This is a genomic window from Aeromicrobium sp. WCS2018Hpa-31 (assembly GCF_031843905.1).
Taxonomy (GTDB): domain Bacteria; phylum Actinomycetota; class Actinomycetes; order Propionibacteriales; family Nocardioidaceae; genus Aeromicrobium.
The window spans coordinates 82,871-101,903 of record NZ_JAVTJF010000007.1; the positions used below are offsets into that span (position 1 = coordinate 82,871).

17 protein-coding genes are annotated in these 19,033 nt (G+C 71.5%); 7 read left to right on the forward strand and 10 right to left on the reverse strand.

Features of this window, described 5'->3' with window-relative positions:
- The 5 genes from RQG84_RS10620 to RQG84_RS10640 all read left to right on the forward strand — a co-directional run bounded on the left by RQG84_RS10620 (nucleotide 1) and on the right by RQG84_RS10640 (nucleotide 5,145).
- Nucleotides 1–954 (forward strand): DMT family transporter, encoded by a 954-nt coding sequence (locus RQG84_RS10620; RefSeq protein WP_311210005.1) that lies wholly within the window; start codon nucleotides 1–3, stop codon nucleotides 952–954.
- A gap of 45 nt (nucleotides 955–999) precedes the next feature.
- Nucleotides 1,000–2,535: a UDP-N-acetylglucosamine 1-carboxyvinyltransferase gene (locus RQG84_RS10625; RefSeq protein ID WP_311210006.1), complete on the forward strand. Its 1,536-nt coding sequence runs from the start codon at nucleotides 1,000–1,002 to the stop codon at nucleotides 2,533–2,535.
- 44 nt (nucleotides 2,536–2,579) lie between these two features.
- Nucleotides 2,580–3,356, forward strand: a complete 777-nt coding sequence (locus RQG84_RS10630; protein WP_311210007.1) for a glycerophosphodiester phosphodiesterase — start codon at nucleotides 2,580–2,582, stop codon at nucleotides 3,354–3,356.
- The gene (locus RQG84_RS10635) at nucleotides 3,353–4,708 is read left to right on the forward strand and encodes an MFS transporter (RefSeq protein WP_311210008.1); all 1,356 of its coding nucleotides are present in this window, start codon (nucleotides 3,353–3,355) and stop codon (nucleotides 4,706–4,708) included. The genes RQG84_RS10630 and RQG84_RS10635 overlap by 4 nt, the downstream gene beginning before the upstream one ends.
- 62 nt (nucleotides 4,709–4,770) lie before the next feature.
- The gene (locus tag RQG84_RS10640; RefSeq protein ID WP_055968259.1) at nucleotides 4,771–5,145 is read left to right on the forward strand and encodes an RNA polymerase-binding protein RbpA; all 375 of its coding nucleotides are present in this window, start codon (nucleotides 4,771–4,773) and stop codon (nucleotides 5,143–5,145) included.
- Between the two features lie 13 nt (nucleotides 5,146–5,158).
- Here the strand turns inward: RQG84_RS10640 and RQG84_RS10645 are convergent, their stop codons facing one another.
- Genes RQG84_RS10645 through RQG84_RS10655 form a run of 3 tightly spaced genes read right to left on the reverse strand, consistent with a single transcriptional unit; the run spans nucleotide 5,159 to nucleotide 8,575 of the window.
- The gene (locus RQG84_RS10645; RefSeq protein WP_311210129.1) at nucleotides 5,159–5,971 is read right to left on the reverse strand and encodes a polyprenol monophosphomannose synthase; all 813 of its coding nucleotides are present in this window, start codon (nucleotides 5,969–5,971) and stop codon (nucleotides 5,159–5,161) included.
- A gap of 14 nt (nucleotides 5,972–5,985) precedes the next feature.
- Entirely contained in the window at nucleotides 5,986–7,485 is a 1,500-nt protein-coding gene (gene lnt, locus RQG84_RS10650; RefSeq protein WP_311210009.1) for an apolipoprotein N-acyltransferase, read from the reverse strand.
- Nucleotides 7,486–7,498: 13 nt separating this feature from the next.
- On the reverse strand, nucleotides 7,499–8,575 hold the full coding sequence (locus RQG84_RS10655; protein WP_311210010.1) for a Xaa-Pro peptidase family protein: 1,077 nt from the start codon (nucleotides 8,573–8,575) through the stop codon (nucleotides 7,499–7,501).
- Between the two features lie 106 nt (nucleotides 8,576–8,681).
- On the opposite strand from RQG84_RS10655, the gene RQG84_RS10660 reads away from it, so the two are divergent.
- Both RQG84_RS10660 and RQG84_RS10665 read left to right on the forward strand, forming a co-directional pair.
- The gene (locus tag RQG84_RS10660) at nucleotides 8,682–10,229 is read left to right on the forward strand and encodes a M20/M25/M40 family metallo-hydrolase (RefSeq protein ID WP_311210011.1); all 1,548 of its coding nucleotides are present in this window, start codon (nucleotides 8,682–8,684) and stop codon (nucleotides 10,227–10,229) included.
- Nucleotides 10,230–10,377: 148 nt separating this feature from the next.
- Nucleotides 10,378–11,313, forward strand: coding sequence for a 5'-3' exonuclease (locus tag RQG84_RS10665; RefSeq protein ID WP_311210012.1), 936 nt, complete (start codon nucleotides 10,378–10,380; stop codon nucleotides 11,311–11,313).
- Here RQG84_RS10665 and RQG84_RS10670 read toward each other — a convergent pair.
- The 7 genes from RQG84_RS10670 to RQG84_RS10700 are packed head-to-tail and all read right to left on the reverse strand — an operon-like array spanning nucleotide 11,303 to nucleotide 19,020.
- On the reverse strand, nucleotides 11,303–14,089 hold the full coding sequence (locus RQG84_RS10670) for a DEAD/DEAH box helicase (protein ID WP_311210013.1): 2,787 nt from the start codon (nucleotides 14,087–14,089) through the stop codon (nucleotides 11,303–11,305). The two genes, RQG84_RS10665 and RQG84_RS10670, sit on opposite strands and share 11 nt — an antisense overlap.
- A gap of 23 nt (nucleotides 14,090–14,112) precedes the next feature.
- On the reverse strand, nucleotides 14,113–14,982 hold the full coding sequence (locus RQG84_RS10675; RefSeq protein WP_311210014.1) for a YegS/Rv2252/BmrU family lipid kinase: 870 nt from the start codon (nucleotides 14,980–14,982) through the stop codon (nucleotides 14,113–14,115).
- A 25-nt stretch (nucleotides 14,983–15,007) separates the two neighbouring features.
- Nucleotides 15,008–15,841, reverse strand: a complete 834-nt coding sequence (tatC, locus tag RQG84_RS10680; protein ID WP_257727410.1) for a twin-arginine translocase subunit TatC — start codon at nucleotides 15,839–15,841, stop codon at nucleotides 15,008–15,010.
- A 3-nt stretch (nucleotides 15,842–15,844) separates the two neighbouring features.
- Nucleotides 15,845–16,123: a twin-arginine translocase TatA/TatE family subunit gene (gene tatA / locus RQG84_RS10685; protein WP_055968245.1), complete on the reverse strand. Its 279-nt coding sequence runs from the start codon at nucleotides 16,121–16,123 to the stop codon at nucleotides 15,845–15,847.
- Nucleotides 16,124–16,148: 25 nt separating this feature from the next.
- Nucleotides 16,149–17,114, reverse strand: coding sequence for a WYL domain-containing protein (locus RQG84_RS10690; protein ID WP_311210015.1), 966 nt, complete (start codon nucleotides 17,112–17,114; stop codon nucleotides 16,149–16,151).
- On the reverse strand, nucleotides 17,111–18,079 hold the full coding sequence (locus RQG84_RS10695) for a YafY family protein (protein WP_055968242.1): 969 nt from the start codon (nucleotides 18,077–18,079) through the stop codon (nucleotides 17,111–17,113). The genes RQG84_RS10690 and RQG84_RS10695 overlap by 4 nt, the downstream gene beginning before the upstream one ends.
- 20 nt (nucleotides 18,080–18,099) lie before the next feature.
- Nucleotides 18,100–19,020 carry an FKBP-type peptidyl-prolyl cis-trans isomerase gene (locus tag RQG84_RS10700; protein ID WP_311210016.1) on the reverse strand — a complete coding sequence of 307 codons (921 nt, stop codon included), beginning with the start codon at nucleotides 19,018–19,020 and terminating at the stop codon, nucleotides 18,100–18,102.
- Nucleotides 19,021–19,033: the final 13 nt, after the last annotated feature.

The following is a 19,033-nucleotide window of genomic DNA, read 5'->3' on the forward strand; positions in this document are numbered from 1 at the left end:
GTGGAACGCCCCCTCCTGCGGGCCATGACGGTCCCGCTGATGCTGCTGGTCGGTGCGCTCGTCACGTTGCAGTCGCGCGTCAACGGCTCGCTCGCCGGCCAGCTCGGTGACGGTCTGCGGGCCGGCGCCCTGGCCGCGGTCGTGAGCTTCGGCAGTGGACTCCTCCTGCTCACGCTGGTGGTCCTGTCGCACCCGCGCCGACGGGCCGGCCTGCTGCGGCTGCGCGACGCCCTGCGGCTCCGCAGGTTGCGGCCGGTCGAGCTGCTCGGAGGCCTCGGCGGGGCCTTCTTCGTGGCGAGCCAAGGCATCGCCGTCGGCATCATCGGGGTGGCGCTCTTCATCGTGGCGTTCACGGCCGGTCAGTCGGTGGCGTCGCTCGTGGTCGACCACGTGGGGCTCGGACCGGGCGGCCGTCAGGCCGCCTCCCGACCGCGGGCGATCGCCGCCCTGTTCGCCGTCGCCGCGGTCACGGTCAAGGTGCTCGGCGACCTCGACGGCACCGAGCTCGGGCTCTCCCTGCTGCTGGCGTCCCTGGCGCTGGTGGCCGGGTGCCTGCAGGCGGTGCAGCAGGCGCTGAACGGTCGGGTGTCGGCGATCGGTGGTCCTCTCGCGACGACGTGGAACAACTTCGTCGTCGGCACGGCCGCGCTCCTGGTGCTGCTCGTGGTGAGTCTGGCCATCCCCGGCAGGATCGACGGCTTCCCCACGCAGTGGTGGTACTACGTCGGCGGCGTCCTCGGGGTCGGCTTCATCGCGATCTCCGCCGTGGCCGTGCAGATCCACGGTGTCCTCGTGCTGGGGCTGTGCTCGATCGCCGGCCAGGTCGTCGCCGCGGAGGTCGTCGAGGTGGTCGATCCCGACGTCGCGGTGTCTCCTCTGGGCCTGCTCGGCGGGGTGCTGGCCGTGCTCGGCGTGGTCGTGGCGCTCGTCGCACGGCGGTCCGCGCGGACGTGACCTGACCGTCGTTGTCTTATCTCACAACTGAGATAGTGTGGTCAGGTGACTTCACGAGACGACTACCTCGCCCGTATCGGCACCCTCATCCGCGACGCGCGTCAGCACAGCGGTCTCACGCAGACCGAGCTGGCCACGCAGCTGCGCACCAGCCAGAGCGCGGTCAACCGGATCGAGAAGGGCCAGCAGAACCTGACCCTCGAGATGATCGCGCGCATCGGCACGGCGCTCGACTCCGAGATCGTCAGCGTCGGCACGTCCGGCCCGAGCCACCTGCGGGTCAAGGGCGGCACGCGGCTCTCGGGCTCGATCGACGTCAAGTCCAGCAAGAACGCCGGTGTGGCGCTGCTCTGCGCGTCGCTGCTCAACGAGGGCACGACGATCCTGCGCAAGGTCGCGCGGATCGAGGAGGTCAACCGGCTCCTGGAGGTGCTGTCCTCCATCGGCGTGCGCACCCGCTGGCTGGGTGACGACGGCGACCTCGAGCTGGTCGTCCCGGCCGAGCTGGACCTCGCCGCGATGGACGAGACCGCGGCCCGGCGCACCCGCAGCATCATCATGTTCCTCGGTCCGCTCATGCACCGCGTGGAGCAGTTCGAGCTGCCCTACGCCGGCGGCTGCGACCTCGGCACGCGCACCGTCGAGCCCCACATGACGGCACTGCGCCCGTTCGGGCTCAAGGTCGTGGCCACCGAGGGCAGCTACCACGTCGACGCCGCCCGCGGCGTCGGGCCGGAGCGTCCGATCGTGCTCACCGAGCGTGGCGACACCGTCACCGAGAACGCGCTGCTGGCCGCCGCCCGCCACGACGGCGTGACCGTGATCCGCAACGCGAGCCCCAACTACATGGTCCAGGACCTCTGCTTCTTCCTCGAGAAGCTCGGCGTGGGCATCGAGGGCATCGGCACGACGACCCTGCGGGTCACCGGCAAGCCGAAGATCAACACCGACGTCGACTACGCGCCGAGCGAGGACCCGATCGAGGCGATGAGCCTCATCGCCGCCGCGATCGTCACGCAGTCCAGCATCACCGTGCGCCGCGTCCCGATCGAGTTCATGGAGATCGAGCTCGCCCTCCTGGAGGAGATGGGACTGCACTACGACCGCAGCGAGGAGTACCCGGCCGAGAACGGCCAGACCAGGCTCGTCGACATCACCACCCACCCCTCGTCGTTGCGGGCACCGATCGACAAGGTGCACCCGATGCCGTTCCCGGGGCTCAACATCGACAACCTGCCGTTCTTCGCGGTCATCGCCGCCACGGCCGAGGGCCAGACGCTGCTGCACGACTGGGTCTACGAGAACCGCGCGATCTACCTGACCGAGCTGAACAAGCTGGGTGCGCGGGTCAAGCTGCTCGACCCGCACCGGGTCCTGGTCGACGGCCCGACCCACTGGAGCGGGACCGAGATCGTGTGCCCGCCGGCGCTGCGACCGGCCGTCGTCATCCTGCTGGCGATGCTCGCCGCCAAGGGCACCTCGGTGCTGCGCAGCGTGTACGTCATCAACCGCGGCTACGAGGACCTGGCCGAGCGGCTGAACGCCCTCGGTGCGCAGATCGAGACGTTCCGCGACATCTGACGGCGAGGGCGTCCCGCGGACCCCGCGGGCGCTAGCGTGAGGTGGTGTCCAGCCACCCGTACCTCGACGCGCCCCTCCCCCTGGCCCTGGCCCACCGCGGTGGCGCCCTGCTGCCGGTGAACGGGGGCCTGGAGAACACGCTGGCAGCGTTCACCAACGCGGTGGCGCTCGGGTACCGCTACCTCGAGACCGACGTGCACGCCTCGCAGGACGGCGTCGTCTACGCGTTCCACGACGAGCACCTGGGTCGCCTGACCGGGGTCGACACGCCCCTGGCCGACCTGACGGCCGAGGAGGTCGACGCCGTGCGGGTGGTCGGCAAGGAACCTGTGCCGCGCCTGGCGACGTTGCTGGAGGCCTTCCCGCACGCGCGGTTCAACATCGACGTGAAGTCCGACGCCGCCGTCGTCCCGACGGTCGAGGTCATCCGTGCTGCGGGGGCGCAGGAGCGGGTGTGCCTCGCCTCGTTCTCCGGCAGCCGCCTGGCTCACCTCCGCCGGCTCTGCCCCGAGGCCGCCCGCTCGGCCGGGCCGCTGGAGGTCGCGGCGCTGCGGCTGGGCCCCGTCGCGGCGATCCGCCGGTACGCCGCCCGGCGCGGCGTCCACTGCCTGCAGGTGCCGGTACGACGAGGTCCGGTGACCGTCGTGACGCCGCGGTTCGTCCGTCACGCCCACGCGACCGGCCTGCAGGTGCACGTGTGGACCGTCGATGACCCCGACCAGATGCGATATTTGCTCGACATCGGCGTCGACGGCATCGTCACCGACCGTCCCGACGTCCTGCGCGACGTGCTGACCGAACGAGGAGCCTGGCCACGATGAGCATCGGACGCACGAGTGGCCCAGACGGGAGCAGCACGGACGGGAGCGGGGCGGTCGCCCGCAGCACCAGCCGGGGCCAGGTCCTGGCGTGGTCGTTCTGGGACTGGGGATCGGCCGCGTTCAACGCCGTGATCGTCACGTTCGTGTTCTCGGTCTACCTGACCGACGGCGTCGGCAAGGACCTGCCCGGACCGATCTCGGCCAGCTCCTGGCTGGCGTGGTCGATCGCGGCCGGCTCCCTCGTGATCGCCGTCCTCGCCCCGGTCCTCGGACAGCGGTCCGACGCGGGTGGGCGGCGCAAGCGCTCCCTGGCCCTGCTCACGGGCGCCGTCGTCGTCCTGATGGCCCTCATGTACTTCGTGAAGGACGACTACCACTACCTGTGGCTCGGCCTGCTCCTGATCTCGCTGGGCATCGTGCTGTTCGAGCTGGCCCAGGTCCCCTACTTCGCCATGCTCCGCCAGGTGTCCACCCCCGAGACGGTGGGCCGGGTGTCCGGGCTCGGCTGGGGCTTCGGCTACCTGGGCGGCATCGTGCTGCTGATCATCGTGTTCGTCGGGCTGATCAGTGGCGACGGTGGTCTCCTCGGCGTGACCACCGACGACGGGCTGAACATCCGGCTCGTGGCGATCGTGTCCGCCGTCTGGTTCCTCGTCTTCGCGCTGCCCGTGCTGCTGTTCGTGCCCGAGCTGCCGGCCGAGGCGAGCCCGCTGCCCCGCACCGGCTTCGTCGACTCCTACCGGGTGCTGTTCGCCGAGGTGCGGACCATGTGGCGCGACGACCGCGAGACCCTCAAGTTCCTCATCGCCAGCGCCCTCTACCGCGACGGGCTGGCCGGGGTGTTCACGTTCGGTGCGGTCATCGCCGTGTCCGTGTACGGCTTCACCGACGAGACCGTGATCCCGTTCGGCATCGTGGCCAACGTGGCCGCCGCCGGAGGTGCGATCCTCGCCGGTCGCTACGACGACCGCGGCGGGCCGCGTCGCGTGGTGGTGTTCTCGCTGGTGTCGATGATGGTCGTGGGCACGGTGCTGCTGTTCGTCGAGGGCAGCACGGGATTCTGGATCTTCGGGCTGCTGCTGTGCCTGTTCGTCGGTCCGGCCCAGTCGGCGTCCCGCACCTACCTGGTGCGCCTCACGGCGGTCGGCAAGGAGGGCCAGAACTTCGGGCTCTACGCCATGACCGGACGCGCCGCGTCGTTCCTGTCCCCCGCACTCTTCGGGCTCTTCGCCTTCATCGGCGGGGACGACCGGTGGGGCATCGTCGGCATCCTCGTGGTCCTCGCCGCCGGGCTCGCTGCCCTCTTCCTGGTCGCTACCCAGGTCCGCGATCGCGCACTCGAGGTGCGGTGAGGACGTACTCAGGGGAATCTCAAGGGGGTGCCCTACGTTGGTACCGATGAGAGGAGTGACCCATGGCTGAACGAGCACTGCGCGGGGCCCGGCTGGGTGCCCAGAGCTTCGAGGACGAGCGCGGGGTCGAGATGGCCCCTCGTCAGGAGATCGAGTACGTCTGCGACGACGGACACACCTTCACGGTGACCATGTCGGTCGAGGCCGAGGTCCCCTACGAGTGGGAGGACCCGAAGACCGGCCGCATCGGCAAGCAGGCCGACGTCGCGGAGCCGGCGAAGAAGGAGGAGAAGGCGGCGCGTACCCACTGGGACATGCTGCTGGAGCGACGCTCGGAGTCCGAGCTCGAGGAGATCCTCACCGAGCGCCTGGAGCTGTTGCGCTCCGGCGAGATCGGTCCGCCGCACCTGCACCGTCGCAAGCGCAAGACGGCCTGACGGCCCGTCGGGCTCAGCCCGACCCGTCCGAGCCCGCCCCGAGACCCCGGTCCTGCACCGGGGTCTCGTGCTGTCCGGGTCCGGCGTCACTGGGGCGGGGCAGCGCGGCCCGGGCGAGGGGTCCCACCCGCAGCCGGCGGGGCACCCGGCGGGCGAGGCCCCAGAGGGTCACGCGCCACAGCGCCTCGCGCACGATCGCCGAGCTCATCTTGGACCGTCCGAGAGCGCGCTCGACGAAGGTGACCGGCACCTCCACGATCCGCAGTCCTGCCGCGTGGACCCGGCGCGTCATGTCGATCTGGAAGCAGTACCCCTGCGAGGCGACGCCTGCGAAGGCGATCCGGCGCAGCGTGTCGGCCCGGAAGGCACGGAAGCCGGCGGTGGTGTCGTGCACGGGCAGGCCGAGCGCGAGGCGGGCGTACATCGTGCCGCCCCGCGAGATCATCCGTCGGTGCCAGGGCCAGTTGACCACCGAGCCTCCCGGGACCCAGCGCGAGCCGATGACGAGGTCGGCCGACTCGACGGCGGCCAGGAGGTCGGGCAGCTCCTCGGGCAGGTGGGAGCCGTCGGCGTCCATCTCCACCAGGACGTCGTAGCCGCGGTCCAGGCCCCAGGCGAAGCCGGCCCGGTAGGCGGCTCCGAGCCCGTCCTTGCCCGTGCGGTGGAGCACGTGGACGGCGGGGTCGCGCAGTGCCCTCTCGTCGGCGAGCCGGCCGGTGCCGTCGGGCGAGGCGTCGTCGACCACGAGGACGTCGGCGTCGGGGACGCAGCTGCGGAGCCGCTCGAGGGTGCCGGGCAGGCTCTCCGCCTCGTCGTAGGTCGGCATGATCACCAGGACGGTCACGACGACGTCCTCCGGACCGCGCGACGGCGGTGCAGGATGCCGAGGACCCAGCCCAGCAGGCCGATCGACACCAGAGCCACGGCGGGCCAGCGGCCCGCGGCGGTGGCCGGGGTCGTCCCGGTGGCCGTGCCGACGTCGGCGACCAGCGTGGCGGGCTCCTCGGTGGGTGCCTGCTGGACCACGCGCCCGTCGGCGTCGACGATGCCGCTGATGCCGTTCGTCGACGGCACGACGACCCAGCGGCCGGTCTCGATCGCGCGGAGCCGCGAGATCTTGAACTGCTGCGCGGGCTGCGACGTGCCCGTGAAGCTGGCGTTGCTGGTCTGGACCACGAGCATCTCGGCCCCGCCGCGCACCGCGTCCTCGACGATGCCGTCGTAGGCGATGTCCCAGCAGATGGTGTCGCCGACGACGACGGACCCGGCCTGCAGGTCGCCCTCCCGGTCCCCCGGCAGCATGTCGCGCGGGATGTCGCGGTCGAAGCGCGGGACCAGCCCACCCAGCTCACGTCGGAACGGCACGTACTCGCCATAGGGCACGAGCCTGCGCTTCACGTAGACCTCGCCGGGGCCGTCGCCGTTCCACACCACACCGGCGTTGTAGGCGGTGTCGTTCGTGGGGCCGTCGAGGATGGCGCCGACGAGGATCGGTGCACCGATCCGTTGCACCAGGGACTCGATGCGGGCGCCGAGGGCCTCGTCGGCGAAGGGGTCGACGTCGAGCGCGTTCTCCGGCCAGATCACGAGGTCCGGTGCCTGGGTGCGTCCGGACTCCACGGCCGCCGCCAACCTGCTCGTCTCGGCGAGGTGCAGCTCGCCGATCTCGCCGCGGGGCCAGGTCAGGAAGGCGCCCGGCGTGTTGCCCTGGATCGCGGCGATGCGCCGTTCCGGACCAGGGTCCGCGAGCCCGGTGGGCAGGAACAGCCCGCCCAGGATGACGGCGACGACGACGGCGACGGCCGCGGTCCGACGCAGGACGCCGGAGCCGGCCAGCACGACCAGCATCGCCGCGAGCACGAAGAGCAGGGCGGAGGTGCCGGGCATCCCGACGAGGCGCGCGTACGGGGCGAGCGGCGTGTCGATGGACGTGTGGGCCAGGCGTCCCCACGGGAACCCGGAGAACGGGAAGCCGCCGCGCACCTGCTCGCCCAGCACCCAGGCAGCGGCGCCCCACACGGGCCACCAGGGCAGCCGCAGCGCCGCGCGGAGCGGCAGGGCGATGACGGCCAGCAGCACGGTCTGGGCGACCACGAGCGCGACGTAGGCCCCGCTGCTGACCGCGTTCATCCACCAGATGAGCGGGGCCATGAAGGCGAGCCCGTAGACGGCGCCCGTGGTCATGACCGCGACCACGCGAGCCTCCGCCTGGCGGCGCAGCACCCAGACGAGCAGGGCCACGCCGACGACCATCGTGTACGGCACGGACCACGGGTCGAAGGCTGCCGCGCTGAGCAGTCCGGAGATGGCCGCCAGCACGGCGGCCAGGTACCACCTCATCGGGGTGACCGTCTCACAGGACCGTGAGCGTGCGCGGTGCGTGGTTGAGGACCTCGAGGCCGTCGTCGGTGCAGACCGCGATGTCCTCGATGCGGGCGCCGAAGCGCCCCTCGAGGTACACGCCGGGCTCGATGGAGAACGCCATGCCGGGCTCCAGCACGAGGTCGTTGCCCTCCACGATGTAGGGCTCCTCGTGCGTCTCGGTGCCGATGCCGTGCCCGGTGCGGTGGATGAACAGGTCGCCGAGGCCGGCGTCGACGAGGACCTGGCGGCCCACCGCGTCGACGGACTCCGCGGTGACGCCCGGTCGTGCGTGCTCGCGCTGGACGCGCTGGGCCTCCTCCAGCACGGCGTACGCCTCGAGGTACTCCGCCGGGGCGCTGCCGCCGGCGAGGTAGTTGCGGGTCGAGTCCGAGCAGTAGCCGGCCGCCGTCGTGCCGCCGATGTCGACGACCACGGGGTCGCCCACCTCGATCGTGCGGTCGGAGACCTCGTGGTGGGGCGACGCACCGTTGGGGCCGGAGCCGACGATGACGAAGTCGACCTGCGCGTGCCCCTCGTCGACGATCGCGCGGGCGATGTCGGCGCCGACCTCCCGCTCGGTGCGTCCCGGACGCAGCCACTCCCCCATGCGGGCGTGCACGCGGTCGATGGCGGCGCCCGCGTCGCGCAGTGCCGCGATCTCGTCGGTGTCCTTGCGCATGCGTAGCTGGGTGAGCAGGGGGCCGGCGAGGCTGACCCGGGCGAACCGGTCCTGCAGGGCCAGGACGCGCTCGGCCCACATCTGGTTGTCCACCGCCACGGTGGCGTCGGCGGGCAGGAGCGCGGCGACGAGGGCGTAGGGGTCGTCGGTCTCGCCCCAGGTGGCGATCTCCACGTCGACCCCGGCGGCCTCGGCGGCGGCCCGCTCGAGCGCGGGCACCACGAGGGTCGCGGGCCCGTCGGCGGGCACCACCAGGCAGGTCAGACGCTCGAGCGGCTTGGCGTGGTAGCCGGTCAGGTAGCGCAGGTCGGCGCCGGGCGTGACGAGCACGGCTCCGACGGACTGGGCACGAGCGAGCTCTTGGGCGCGGATCCAGCGAGAAGTCACCCGCCGAGCCTACGTCGTGGGCCAACGCAGGACCTTCGACAGGTGCCCCGACCGCCATCGTCACCTAGGGTGAGGCGTACATCACATCGAAGGATCGGGGGGTCCCATGCGCAAGATCGTCGCTGCCACCGCAGCCGTCGTCCTGTCCGCCGGGCTCGTCTCCGCGTCACCGGCAATCGCCGGCGGCTCGAAGGGCGAGGTCGATACCAAGAAGCTGACCAAGGCGGTGCAGGTCAACGGGGTGCTCCAGCACCTGCGCCAGCTGCAGACCATCGCCAACCGCAACGGCGGCAACCGCGCGTCCGGACTGCCCGGCTACGACGCGTCGTCGGCCTACGTCGCCAAGACGCTGCGTGCGGCGGGCTACACCGTGCGCAAGCAGACGTTCACCTTCCCGTTCTTCGCCGAGAACAGCCCGGCCACGCTGACCCAGCTCACGCCGGGCGAGAAGACGCTCGAGACGGCCGTGTTCACGTACTCCGGATCGGGTTCGGTCACCGGCACGGTCGTGCCGACGAAGGACGTCGTCATCCCGGCCACGCCCGAGCCGAGCAGCACCTCCGGGTGCGAGGCGTCGGACTTCGAGGCGGCCCCCGCGGATCCCGCGATCGCGCTGGTCCAGCGCGGCACCTGTGACTTCGGCGTCAAGGCGGCGAACGCGAAGGCCGCCGGCTACGACGCCGTGATCATCTTCAACGAGGGCAACCCCGAGCGCACCGAGCTCGCCGTGGGCACGCTCGGCACCCCGATCGACGTCCCGGTCGTGGGCCTGTCCTACGACGACGCCGTCGCCCTCGTCCAGGACGCACGCTCCGGCGGCGCCACCGCTCGCGTCACGACGGACACGGTGACCGACCTCGAGCGTGAGACGCACAACCTGATCGCCGACTGGCCGAAGCGCACGAAGAACGACGACCAGGTCGTCGTGGTCGGTGCCCACCTGGACTCCGTCCCGGAGGGCGCGGGCATCAACGACAACGGCACCGGCACCGCGGCGATCCTCGAGATCGCCGAGCAGATGGCCAGGACCGGCTACACCAAGAAGGCACAGCGCCCCGTCCGCTTCGCCTTCTGGGGTGCCGAGGAGCTGGGCCTGCTCGGCTCGCAGCACTACGTCGACACGCTGTCCGACGCGAACCGGTCGAAGATCTACGCGAACCTGAACTTCGACATGCTGGGCTCGCCCAACTTCGTCCGCCTGGTCTACGACGGGGACGGCTCCGCGTTCGGCGCTGCCGGTCCCGCCGGGTCGGGCCAGATCGAGAAGGTCTTCACCGACTTCTTCGACGGCTCGGGCCTCGAGACCGATCCGACCGCGTTCGACGGCCGGTCCGACTACGGACCGTTCATCCAGTACGGCATCCCGGCCGGCGGCCTGTTCAGCGGTGCCGACGACGTCAAGACGCCCGAGCAGGCTGCGATCTACGGTGGGACGGCGGGCGAGACGCTCGACCAGAACTACCACTCGGCCGCCGACGACATCACCAACATCAACACGACGGTGCTCGGCCAGCTGAGCGACGGGGCGGCGCACGCAACCGCGACGCTCGCGCTGTCGAAGAAGGGCCTCTACGGCGACGCCGCGCGGGCCAAGGTCCGCACGAGCGCCAAGAAGGCTCCGGCCGTCACCCAGGGGCCGCAGGCCCAGCGCTGACGACACAGCGCTGACCACACAGCGCTGACGACACAGCGCTGACGGTCCTCGCGTCTCTGAACACCATCGCTCTCCCAGCACGACCGGGAGGGCGATGGTGTTCGGCTTCGGGACGGTAGCCGCCCTGGCGACGCCCTACGCTGGCGACGTGACCACCGGACGCCTGCTCCTCCTCGACTCCGCCAGCCTCTACTTCCGTGCGTTCTACGGGGTGCCCGACTCGTTCAAGGCGCCTGACGGGACGGTGGTGAACGCGCTGCGCGGGCTGCTCGACTTCGTCTCGACGCTCGTCGACCAGCACTCCCCCGACGCCGTCGTGGCGTGCTGGGACGACGACTGGCGTCCGCAGTGGCGGGTCGACCTGCTGCCCTCCTACAAGACCCACCGGGTGGCCGAGGTCGCCGACCCGACGTCGGGCGAGCTGGTCGCGGAGGAGTCGCCGGAGCTGCTGAGCCCGCAGGTCCCGCTGATCGCCGAGGCGCTGGACATCCTCGGGATCCCGGTGGTCGGGAGGCAGGGCGCGGAGGCCGACGACGTCATCGGCACGCTCGCGCAGGCGTGGGACGGGCCGGTCGACGTGGTCACCGGCGACCGCGACCTCTTCCAGCTCGTCGACGACGACGCACAGGTGCGCGTGCTCTACACCGCGCGAGGGGTCTCGTCGGCCGACGTGGTCGACGCCGCGTGGATCCGTGCCAAGTACGGCGTGGAGCCGCAGCAGTACGCCGACTTCGCGACCATGCGCGGCGACACGTCCGACGGCATCCCCGGCGTCGCCGGCATCGGCGAGAAGACCGCCGCGACGCTGCTGGGCGAGTTCCACGACCTCGACGGCATCGTCGCGGCCGCCCAGGACCCGGACTCCTCGATCAAGCCGCGGGTCCGGCAGTCGCTGCTGGACACCCGCGAGCTGATCGACGTCATGCGTCAGGTCGTGCGGGTGCGCGACGACGTGTGCGGCACCGACGTCGTGCGGCCGCTGGCGCCGCTGTCCCCCGAGCAGCGCGACGCCCTCGAGGCGTTCGGGGCGCGGTGGGGCCTCGGCGGCGTGCCGGAGCGTCTCGTGAAGGCGCTCAGCCGCTGAGCGAGGAGTAGGCCACCACGCCACGCCGCAGGCCGTCGAGCGTCTGCCGGGCGGTCGTGCGCAACGGGCCGGGGCCGGCGGCGTCGGCGACCTGCGCGACGAGGTCGATGAGCTGCTTCATGGCGCGCACGAAGTCACCGGCGGCCATGCCCGTGGTGCGCAGGACCTCGTCGAGCGGTGCTCCACCGACCCAGGCCGACGCGGTCTCCGCGAACCCGAAGTCGGGCGCGGACAGGAAGCGGACCCGGTGCCGACGCTCCAGGGCCTGCAGGTCGGCGCACAGCGCGAGCATCGTCTCCGAGACGTCGAGCGTGCGACGGTCCGGGAACCGAGGGGCGGGCGGGTCGTCGATCCGGCTCTCGAAGGTGAGGCCCGACAGCACGGCACCCAGCTGGCCGGCGTCCAGGCCGTCCCAGACACCTTGTCGCAGGCACTCGCTGACCAGCAGGTCCAGCTCGCTGTACAGCCGCTGCAGGCGACGGCCGTCGGTGGTGACGACGTCGCCGTCCAGGTAGCCGAGCTCGTCGAGGACCTCGCACACGTGGTCGAACTGGCGCGCCACGGTGTTGGTGCGCTGCTCGATGCGGCGCCGCTGGTTGGCGGTGTCACGCTCGAGCTTGGTGTAGCGCTCTGCCCACCGGGCGTGCGCCTCGCGATCGGGGCACGCGTGGCACGGGTGCTCCTTCATCGCCCGCCGCAGCTCGGCCACACGGGGGTCGGTGCGCTCGTCCGCGACCCGCTCGGTCGGGCGGTCGGCGTGGTAGCCGGTCTCGTTGTGCCAGCGCAGGCCCTCGGCGCGGTCCCGCAGCGAGGACGCGAGGTCGCGGCGCGCCTGGGCGTTGCGAGCGTTGAACGACTTGGGGATCCGCATCCGCGTGATGGGCTCCACCGGCACCGGGAAGTCGATCGTCCCGAGACGCCGTGAGTGGCGGCTCGCCGTGAGCACGAGCGGACGTGGAGCCTCCGGAGACCCGCTGACACCGGGGTCGAGCACGACGGCGAGCCCGGCGAACTTGCCCCCGGGCACGTTGATGACGTCGCCGACCTTGAGCGCTGCCATCGACGCGACGGCCTCCTGGCGGCGGTCGGCCTTGCGCTGGCGTGCTCCGGAGGACTCGACGTCGCTCAGCTCGCGGCGCAGCGCCGCGTACTCCAGGAAGTCGCCGAGGTGGCACTGGGCGGCCTCGCGGTAGCCGTCGAGCGCGTCGTCGGCCTTGCGGATCTGGCGGACCATCCCCACCACGGCGCGATCGGCCTGGAACTGGGCGAACGACTGCTCGAGCAGCTCGCGTGCCGGCCGGCGGCCCATCTGGTCGACCAGGTTGACCGCCATGTTGTAGGAGGGCCGGAACGAGGAGTTGAGCGGGTAGGTGCGCGTGGAGGCGAGACCGGCGACCTGCCGGGGGTCGAGCTGGGGCTGCCAGAGCACGACACCGTGCCCCTCGACGTCGATCCCGCGTCGTCCGGCCCGGCCGGTGAGCTGCGTGTACTCCCCCGGCGAGACGTTCACGTGGGCCTCGCCGTTCCACTTCGTCAGCCGTTCGATGACGACCGAGCGGGCGGGCATGTTGATGCCGAGCGCCAAGGTCTCGGTGGCGAACACGACCTTGACGAGCCCGTCGCTGAACAGTTGCTCCACGACCTCCTTGAACGCGGGCAGCATGCCCGCGTGGTGCGCGGCGACTCCGCGCCCCAGACCGTCGCGCAGCTCGTGGAAGCCGAGGACGTGCAGGTCCTCGTCGGGCAGGTGCGCGCACGCCTCGTCGACCCGTGCCTCGATCTCCTTGCGCTCGTCGGGCGTGGTCAGCATGATGCGCGCGTCGAGCACCTGCTGGACGGCCGCAGCGCACCCGGCCCGACTGAAGACGAAGACGATGGCGGGCAGCAGGCCCTCGGCCGCCAGCTTCTCGACGACCTCCACCCGGCTGGGCGTGCGGTGCCGGCTCTGCGGCCGCTTGCCGCCCTTGGTCGGCCGGCCGCGGCCGCCGCCCTTGCGTGCGCGGTCCAGCTGCCAGTCCTGGCGCGCCATGCTCTCGAGCTGGCGGTTGACGCGTGGGCCCTCGTCGGACGACCCGCTCGAACCGGGTCGGGTCTCGGCCGTGTCGTCCTCGAACAGCGGGAACAGCTTGCGACCCACCAGCACGTGCTGGTGCAGAGGCACCGGGCGCCGCTCCTCGACGATCGTGGTGGTGGAGCCCCGGACCTCGCTGAGCCAGTCGCCGAACTCCTCGGCGTTGGAGACCGTGGCCGACAGCGAGATCACGCTGACCGACTCGGGCAGCCCGATGATGACCTCTTCCCACACCGCCCCGCGGAACCGGTCCGCGAGGTAGTGCACCTCGTCCATGACGACGAAGCCGAGGCCGTCGAGGGTGCGTGAGCCCGCGTAGAGCATGTTGCGCAGCACCTCGGTGGTCATGACGACCACCGGAGCCTCCCCGTTGACGGTGCTGTCGCCGGTCAGCAGCCCCACGCGATCGGCACCGTAGCGCTCGACGAGGTCGTGGAACTTCTGGTTCGACAGCGCCTTGATCGGGGTGGTGTAGAAGCACTTGCGCCCGGTCGCGAGGGCGAGGTGCACCGCGAACTCACCGACGAGCGTCTTGCCGGAGCCCGTCGGAGCCGCGACCAGGACCCCGCGCCCGTCCTCGACCTCGTGGCACGCCTCGACCTGGAAGGGGTCGAGGGTGAAGCCGTAGAGACCACGGAACTCGGCGAGGTGGGGGTGGCGACGCGAGGCCGTGGCCTGGGCGAACTTCTCGGCCGGGCTCGTCATGCTCCCCAGCCTACGGATCGCGGCTACGGAACGAGGACGCGCAACGCGGCGGGGCGCACACGGGTCGTCATCGGAAGCGGGCCGAGACGCTCGCCGTCGCCGTACGCGACGATGCCCGGGCACTCCAGGACGGCCTCGCGGACCAGGTGCCGCTCGAACTCCGGGAGGTCCACGTGCGTCCCGCGGTACAGCTGCGGGAACACCCGGACCAGCTTCGCCTTGCTGACCGGCCTGATGATGCAGACGTCGAGCAGGCCGTCGTCGAGCACCGCTCCCTCGGCGATCCTCAGTCCCCCGCCGAACGACGGTCCGTTGCCCACGGCCACGAGCATGGCCTCGGTGTCGAGCCGGACGCCGTCGAGGGTCAGCGTGAACGACAGCGGGGAGAACGCGCGGAGCTCGGCGAGGATCGCGAGGTTGTAGCGCATGTTGCCGCGGGGCCAGCGCATGGCGTTGGCGCGCTCGTTCACCTTGGAGTCGAAGCCCGACGCCACGACGGTGACGACCGGCCCGTGGTCGGTGTCGGCGAGGTCGATCGTGCGCGTGCGGCCCGACAGGACGACGTCGAGCGCGGCGTCGGGGTCCCCCACGGGGATCCCGAGCGATCGTGCGGTGTCGTTGCCGGTGCCGGCGGGCAGCAGGCCGACGGTGACGTCGCGCGCGGTGAGCGCCGGCAGCACGTCGTGCAGCAGGCCGTCGCCTCCGACGACGAGCACCAGCTCGGATCCCGCGTCGACCTCGGCCGCGACGGCGGCGCGCGCCTGGGCACCGTCAGCGCTGTGCACCCGCACCACGTCGTGACCGACGCGGGACAGACGGTCCCCCGCCTCCCGCGCGATCTGCTCCCCGCGCTGCTTGCCCGAGACCGGGTTCACGACGAGCGTCACGAGCATGGCCGCAGCCTAGACCGCGTGCACCTCAGACGGCCGGAGGTCGGTCCAGGGGGGACGCCTCGTCGTCGTCGACCTCGTCGATCGCGGCACGCCCGCGGCGACGGTCCGTGATCTTCGTGATCACCTCGGCGATGAGGTACAGGATCGTCATGGGTGCGGCCAGGAAGAGCATGGTGAGCGGGTCGGTGGTGGGCGTGGCGATCGCGGCGAACACGAAGATGCCGATGATGGTCCAGGGCCGCGCCGACGCCAGCTGCTTCGCCGACACGATGCCGAGCCGGTTCAGCATGACCACGACGAGCGGGATCTCGGCGGCGACGCCGAAGACCAGCAGCATCTTGATGATGAAGTCGAAGTACTCGGCCCCGGTCACGAGGCTCCCGAACCCGTCGGGCACGAACCCGATGAGGATCTCCATCGCCTTCGGCAGGACGACGTAGGCCAGGGCGGCGCCACCGACGAACAGCGGGGCGCCGGTGCCGGCGAGGATGGCCGCCCACTTCTTCTCGTGCCGGTGCATCGCCGGCAGGATGAACGCCCACAGCTGCCACAGCCACAGCGGGCTCGAGGCCAGCAGGCCGAACACGAGCGAGATCTTCAGCTGGAACTGGAACGCGCCGCCGACGCCGGTGATGACCAGCTCGGACTCGATGCCCTGCGTCTGCAGGATCGGCCGCATGTCGTTGTACGGCTGGGTGAGGAAGTCCAGGATCGGGCCGTAGAAGACGAACCCCAGGATGGTGAAGACGAGGATCGCGAGCACGGCGCGCGTGAGGCGCGTCCGGAGCTCGCGGAGGTGCTCCACGAGCGGCATGGTGCCGCCGGTGGCCCCGGACGGCGTGCCGCTGATCGCGGCCAAGCCTTAGCCCTGCTCGGGCGTGGAGTCGCGGCGCACCGGCTCGGGGCGCACCGTGAGGTCGTCGGCGACCTGGTCGGGACGCACCGTCGGGTCGGAGGCGGCGGCCACGTCGGCGTCGTCGCGCTTGTCGTCGCCGTCGTTCAGCTCCTTGACCTCGGACTTGAAGATCCGCAGGGCACGTCCGGACCCGCGGGCGAGCTCGGGAAGCTTGCGGCCGCCGAACAGCAGCAGGACCACGCCGAGGATGAGGAGGATCTCCGTAGGGCCGATCTGCCTGAACATGATGTCTCTTTCGTCGGGTGCGGTCTCAACCATCGTACGCGGCGAGTGCTGAACGTGCCGTGTCCATCACCTGTCCGCGAAGTGTGCGTGGCTCGACGACGTGCACCGTGCCGCCGTTGCGCAGCACGAGCCGACGCAGCCAGGCCTCGTCGCCCGCGTACAGGCGCACGCGGCGACGGCCGTCGACCTCGCCGAGCTCCTCGACCTGGTAGTACTCGGTGAGCCAGTGCGCAGCCGGGTCGAGGTCGAGGACGGCGGACGGGGTCTGGTCGCTCACGGAGAACAGCTCGTCGCCGAGGTCGCGGGCGGTGGTGTCGTGGCGCTCGACCGCCCGGCCGGTGTCGACGGCGCGCGTGATGCGGTCGAGCCGGAAGAACCGGACGTCCTCGGCGCGCAGGCAGTAGGCCTCGAGGTAGGTGTGGCCCTGCCGGGCGAACAGCTGCTGCGGGTCGACCTGGCGGGTCGTGACGTCGTCGCGGGAGTCGGTGGCGTAGTCCAGCTCGAGCCGCCGACCGTCGGCCAGCGCGGCGGCCACGGTGTCACGGATGGCGGGATCGACCTCGGCGACGTGCACGTCGACGGCCTCGACGGCGGTGTCGCCGGCCACGGCGGTCTCCAGCTTGGCCAGGGCGGCGTCGACGATCGGCAGCTGAGGACCGGCGGCCGACGCGCGCAGGGTGCGCAGCGCGGCGACGAGCGCGATGCCCTCGTCGGCGGTCAGGCGCAGGGGTCGGGACAAGAACTCGGCGTCGCGGATGTGGATGACGTCGTCGCCCTCGAGGGCGGCGAGGTCGACGTCGATGAGCTCACCGGCGTACTCCCCCACCCCGGTGAACATGAGCAGGCGCAGGTCGTCACGGATCTGCTTGGGCGGGACACCGAACTCGCGGGCGACGTCGTGGACCGGCACCCCGTCGTTGCCCTGCAGGTACGGCACGAGCGCGAGCATCCGCACGACCTGCTGCGCGGAGCGGTTCGTCGGTCGGCTCACGACGCCGCCCCCGTGGCCTCGAGCACGGCGCGCAGGCGGCCGATCACCTGGTCACGGAGCTCCGGAGGGTCGAGGACGACGACGTCGGGCCCGTACGAGGCGATCTCGGCAGCGAGGTCCCAGCCGGTGGAGAACGGGACGACGAGCTCGTCACGACCGTCGTCGCCCGGCGTGACGGAGGCGGCGCTGCGGCGCAGGGCGTTGGCCCGGGCCGTCGCGACGCTGAGGCGCGCGGTGCGGTCGGACGGACGGGGGAAGAGGGCCGTGGCGGCCGCGGAGACGACCTCCTCGGCCGGGCGCTCGAACGCGCCGGGCTCGCCGTCGTGCTCCAGGTCGCCGACGACGCGGGAGAGGCGGAACATGCGCGGCGCGTCGCGGTCGACGTCGTGGCCGACGAGGTACCAGCGGCCACGCCAGGACAGGATCCGCCACGGCAGGACCCGCCGCTGCGTGGCCTCGGCCCCGGGGCGGCGGTACTCGAAGCGCACGGGGATCCGACGGGTGGCGGCGTCGAGGGCTGCCTCGAAGGCGGGCTCGTGCGCCGACAGCTTGGGCTCGGCCATGCGCAGCACGTCGGTGTCGACCGCGACGCCCGCGGCCTTGAGCTTGACGAGGGCCGACGTGGAGCTGGTGGCCAGGCCGGCGTGCTCCCACACCTGCGCGGCCAGCCCCAGCACGGCGGCCTCCTCGCGGGTGAGGTCGAGGTCGGGCAGCTCGGCGGCGTCGCGTCGGATCCGGTAGCCGGGCTCGTCGTCGAAGTACTTGTCGTTGGTGCCGGTCTCGACGGCGATGCCGAGCTCGCGCAGCTCCTCCTTGTCGCGCTCGAACTTGCGCTCGAAGGCCACCTGGGTCGAGGCGCGGTAGTCCGCGATCGCCTGGCGGATCTGTTCCTTGGACAGGTACTGACGGGTGACGAGCAGGGTGAAGATGAGGTTCATCAACCTCTCGGTCTTGCGGTCGGCCACGCCCCCAGCATGTCAGACGGTCAGGAGGCGTCCAGCAGGTCGATCGCGAAGGTCAGCGTGTCGCCGGGCTCGATGCCGCTGCCCTCCTGCGGGCTGTCGCCGTAGGCGGAGTCGGCGGGGCACACCAGGACCACGCGGCTGCCGATCGTCTGGCCGGGCAGGAGGTCCTTCCAGCAGGCGATGACCTGGTCGAGCGAGAACGTCGACGGCGTTCCGCGGTCCCAGCTGCTGTCGAACACCTTGCCGTCGGGGTAGACCTGGCCGACGTAGTGCGCCGTGATGCTGGCCCCCTTGGCGACCTTCTCGCCGTCGCCCTTGATCGCGACGTACGCAGCCGCCTTCTCGGGGTCCTTCGTCACGTCGCCACTGGTCTTGAACCCGGCCGGCTTGTCGTCCTTCAGGGTGATCGAGGGGACGGTCTTGGGCAGCTTCTCGGCCGCACCCTTCGCCTCGGTGGGGACCTTGGCGACGATGTCGAACAGGAAGACCATGGTGTCGTCGGCCTTGACGCCGAGCGTCTGCTCGGCCTGGTCGCGCGCCTGGCCCTCGGCGAAGCCGTCCTTCGGCGGGATGGCGACCAGCACGCGGCTGCCGACCTTCTGCCCGGTCAGGCCCTTGACGAACCCGGTCAGCACGCTCCCCTCGGTGAGCTGCGTCGTGAGCGGGCTCTCGGCCTTGAACGAGTTGTCGAACTGCTTGCCCGTGCGACCGTTCACGGCCACGTAGTTGAGCTTGACGGTGTCGCCGTCCTGGACCTCGTCGCCGCTGCCCTCGTTGACGACCCGCGTCTCGGTGGAGTCGGTGGTGAAGTCCTCCGGCACCGTGACGCTCGGGTTCTTGCTCGAGCCGACCTCGACGGCGTCGAGCCCCCCACCGGAGCCGGAGCCGCAGCCGACGAGGACGAGGGCGGAGGTCAGGACGATCGCAAGGTTTCGACGCACGGGAGCACTTTCG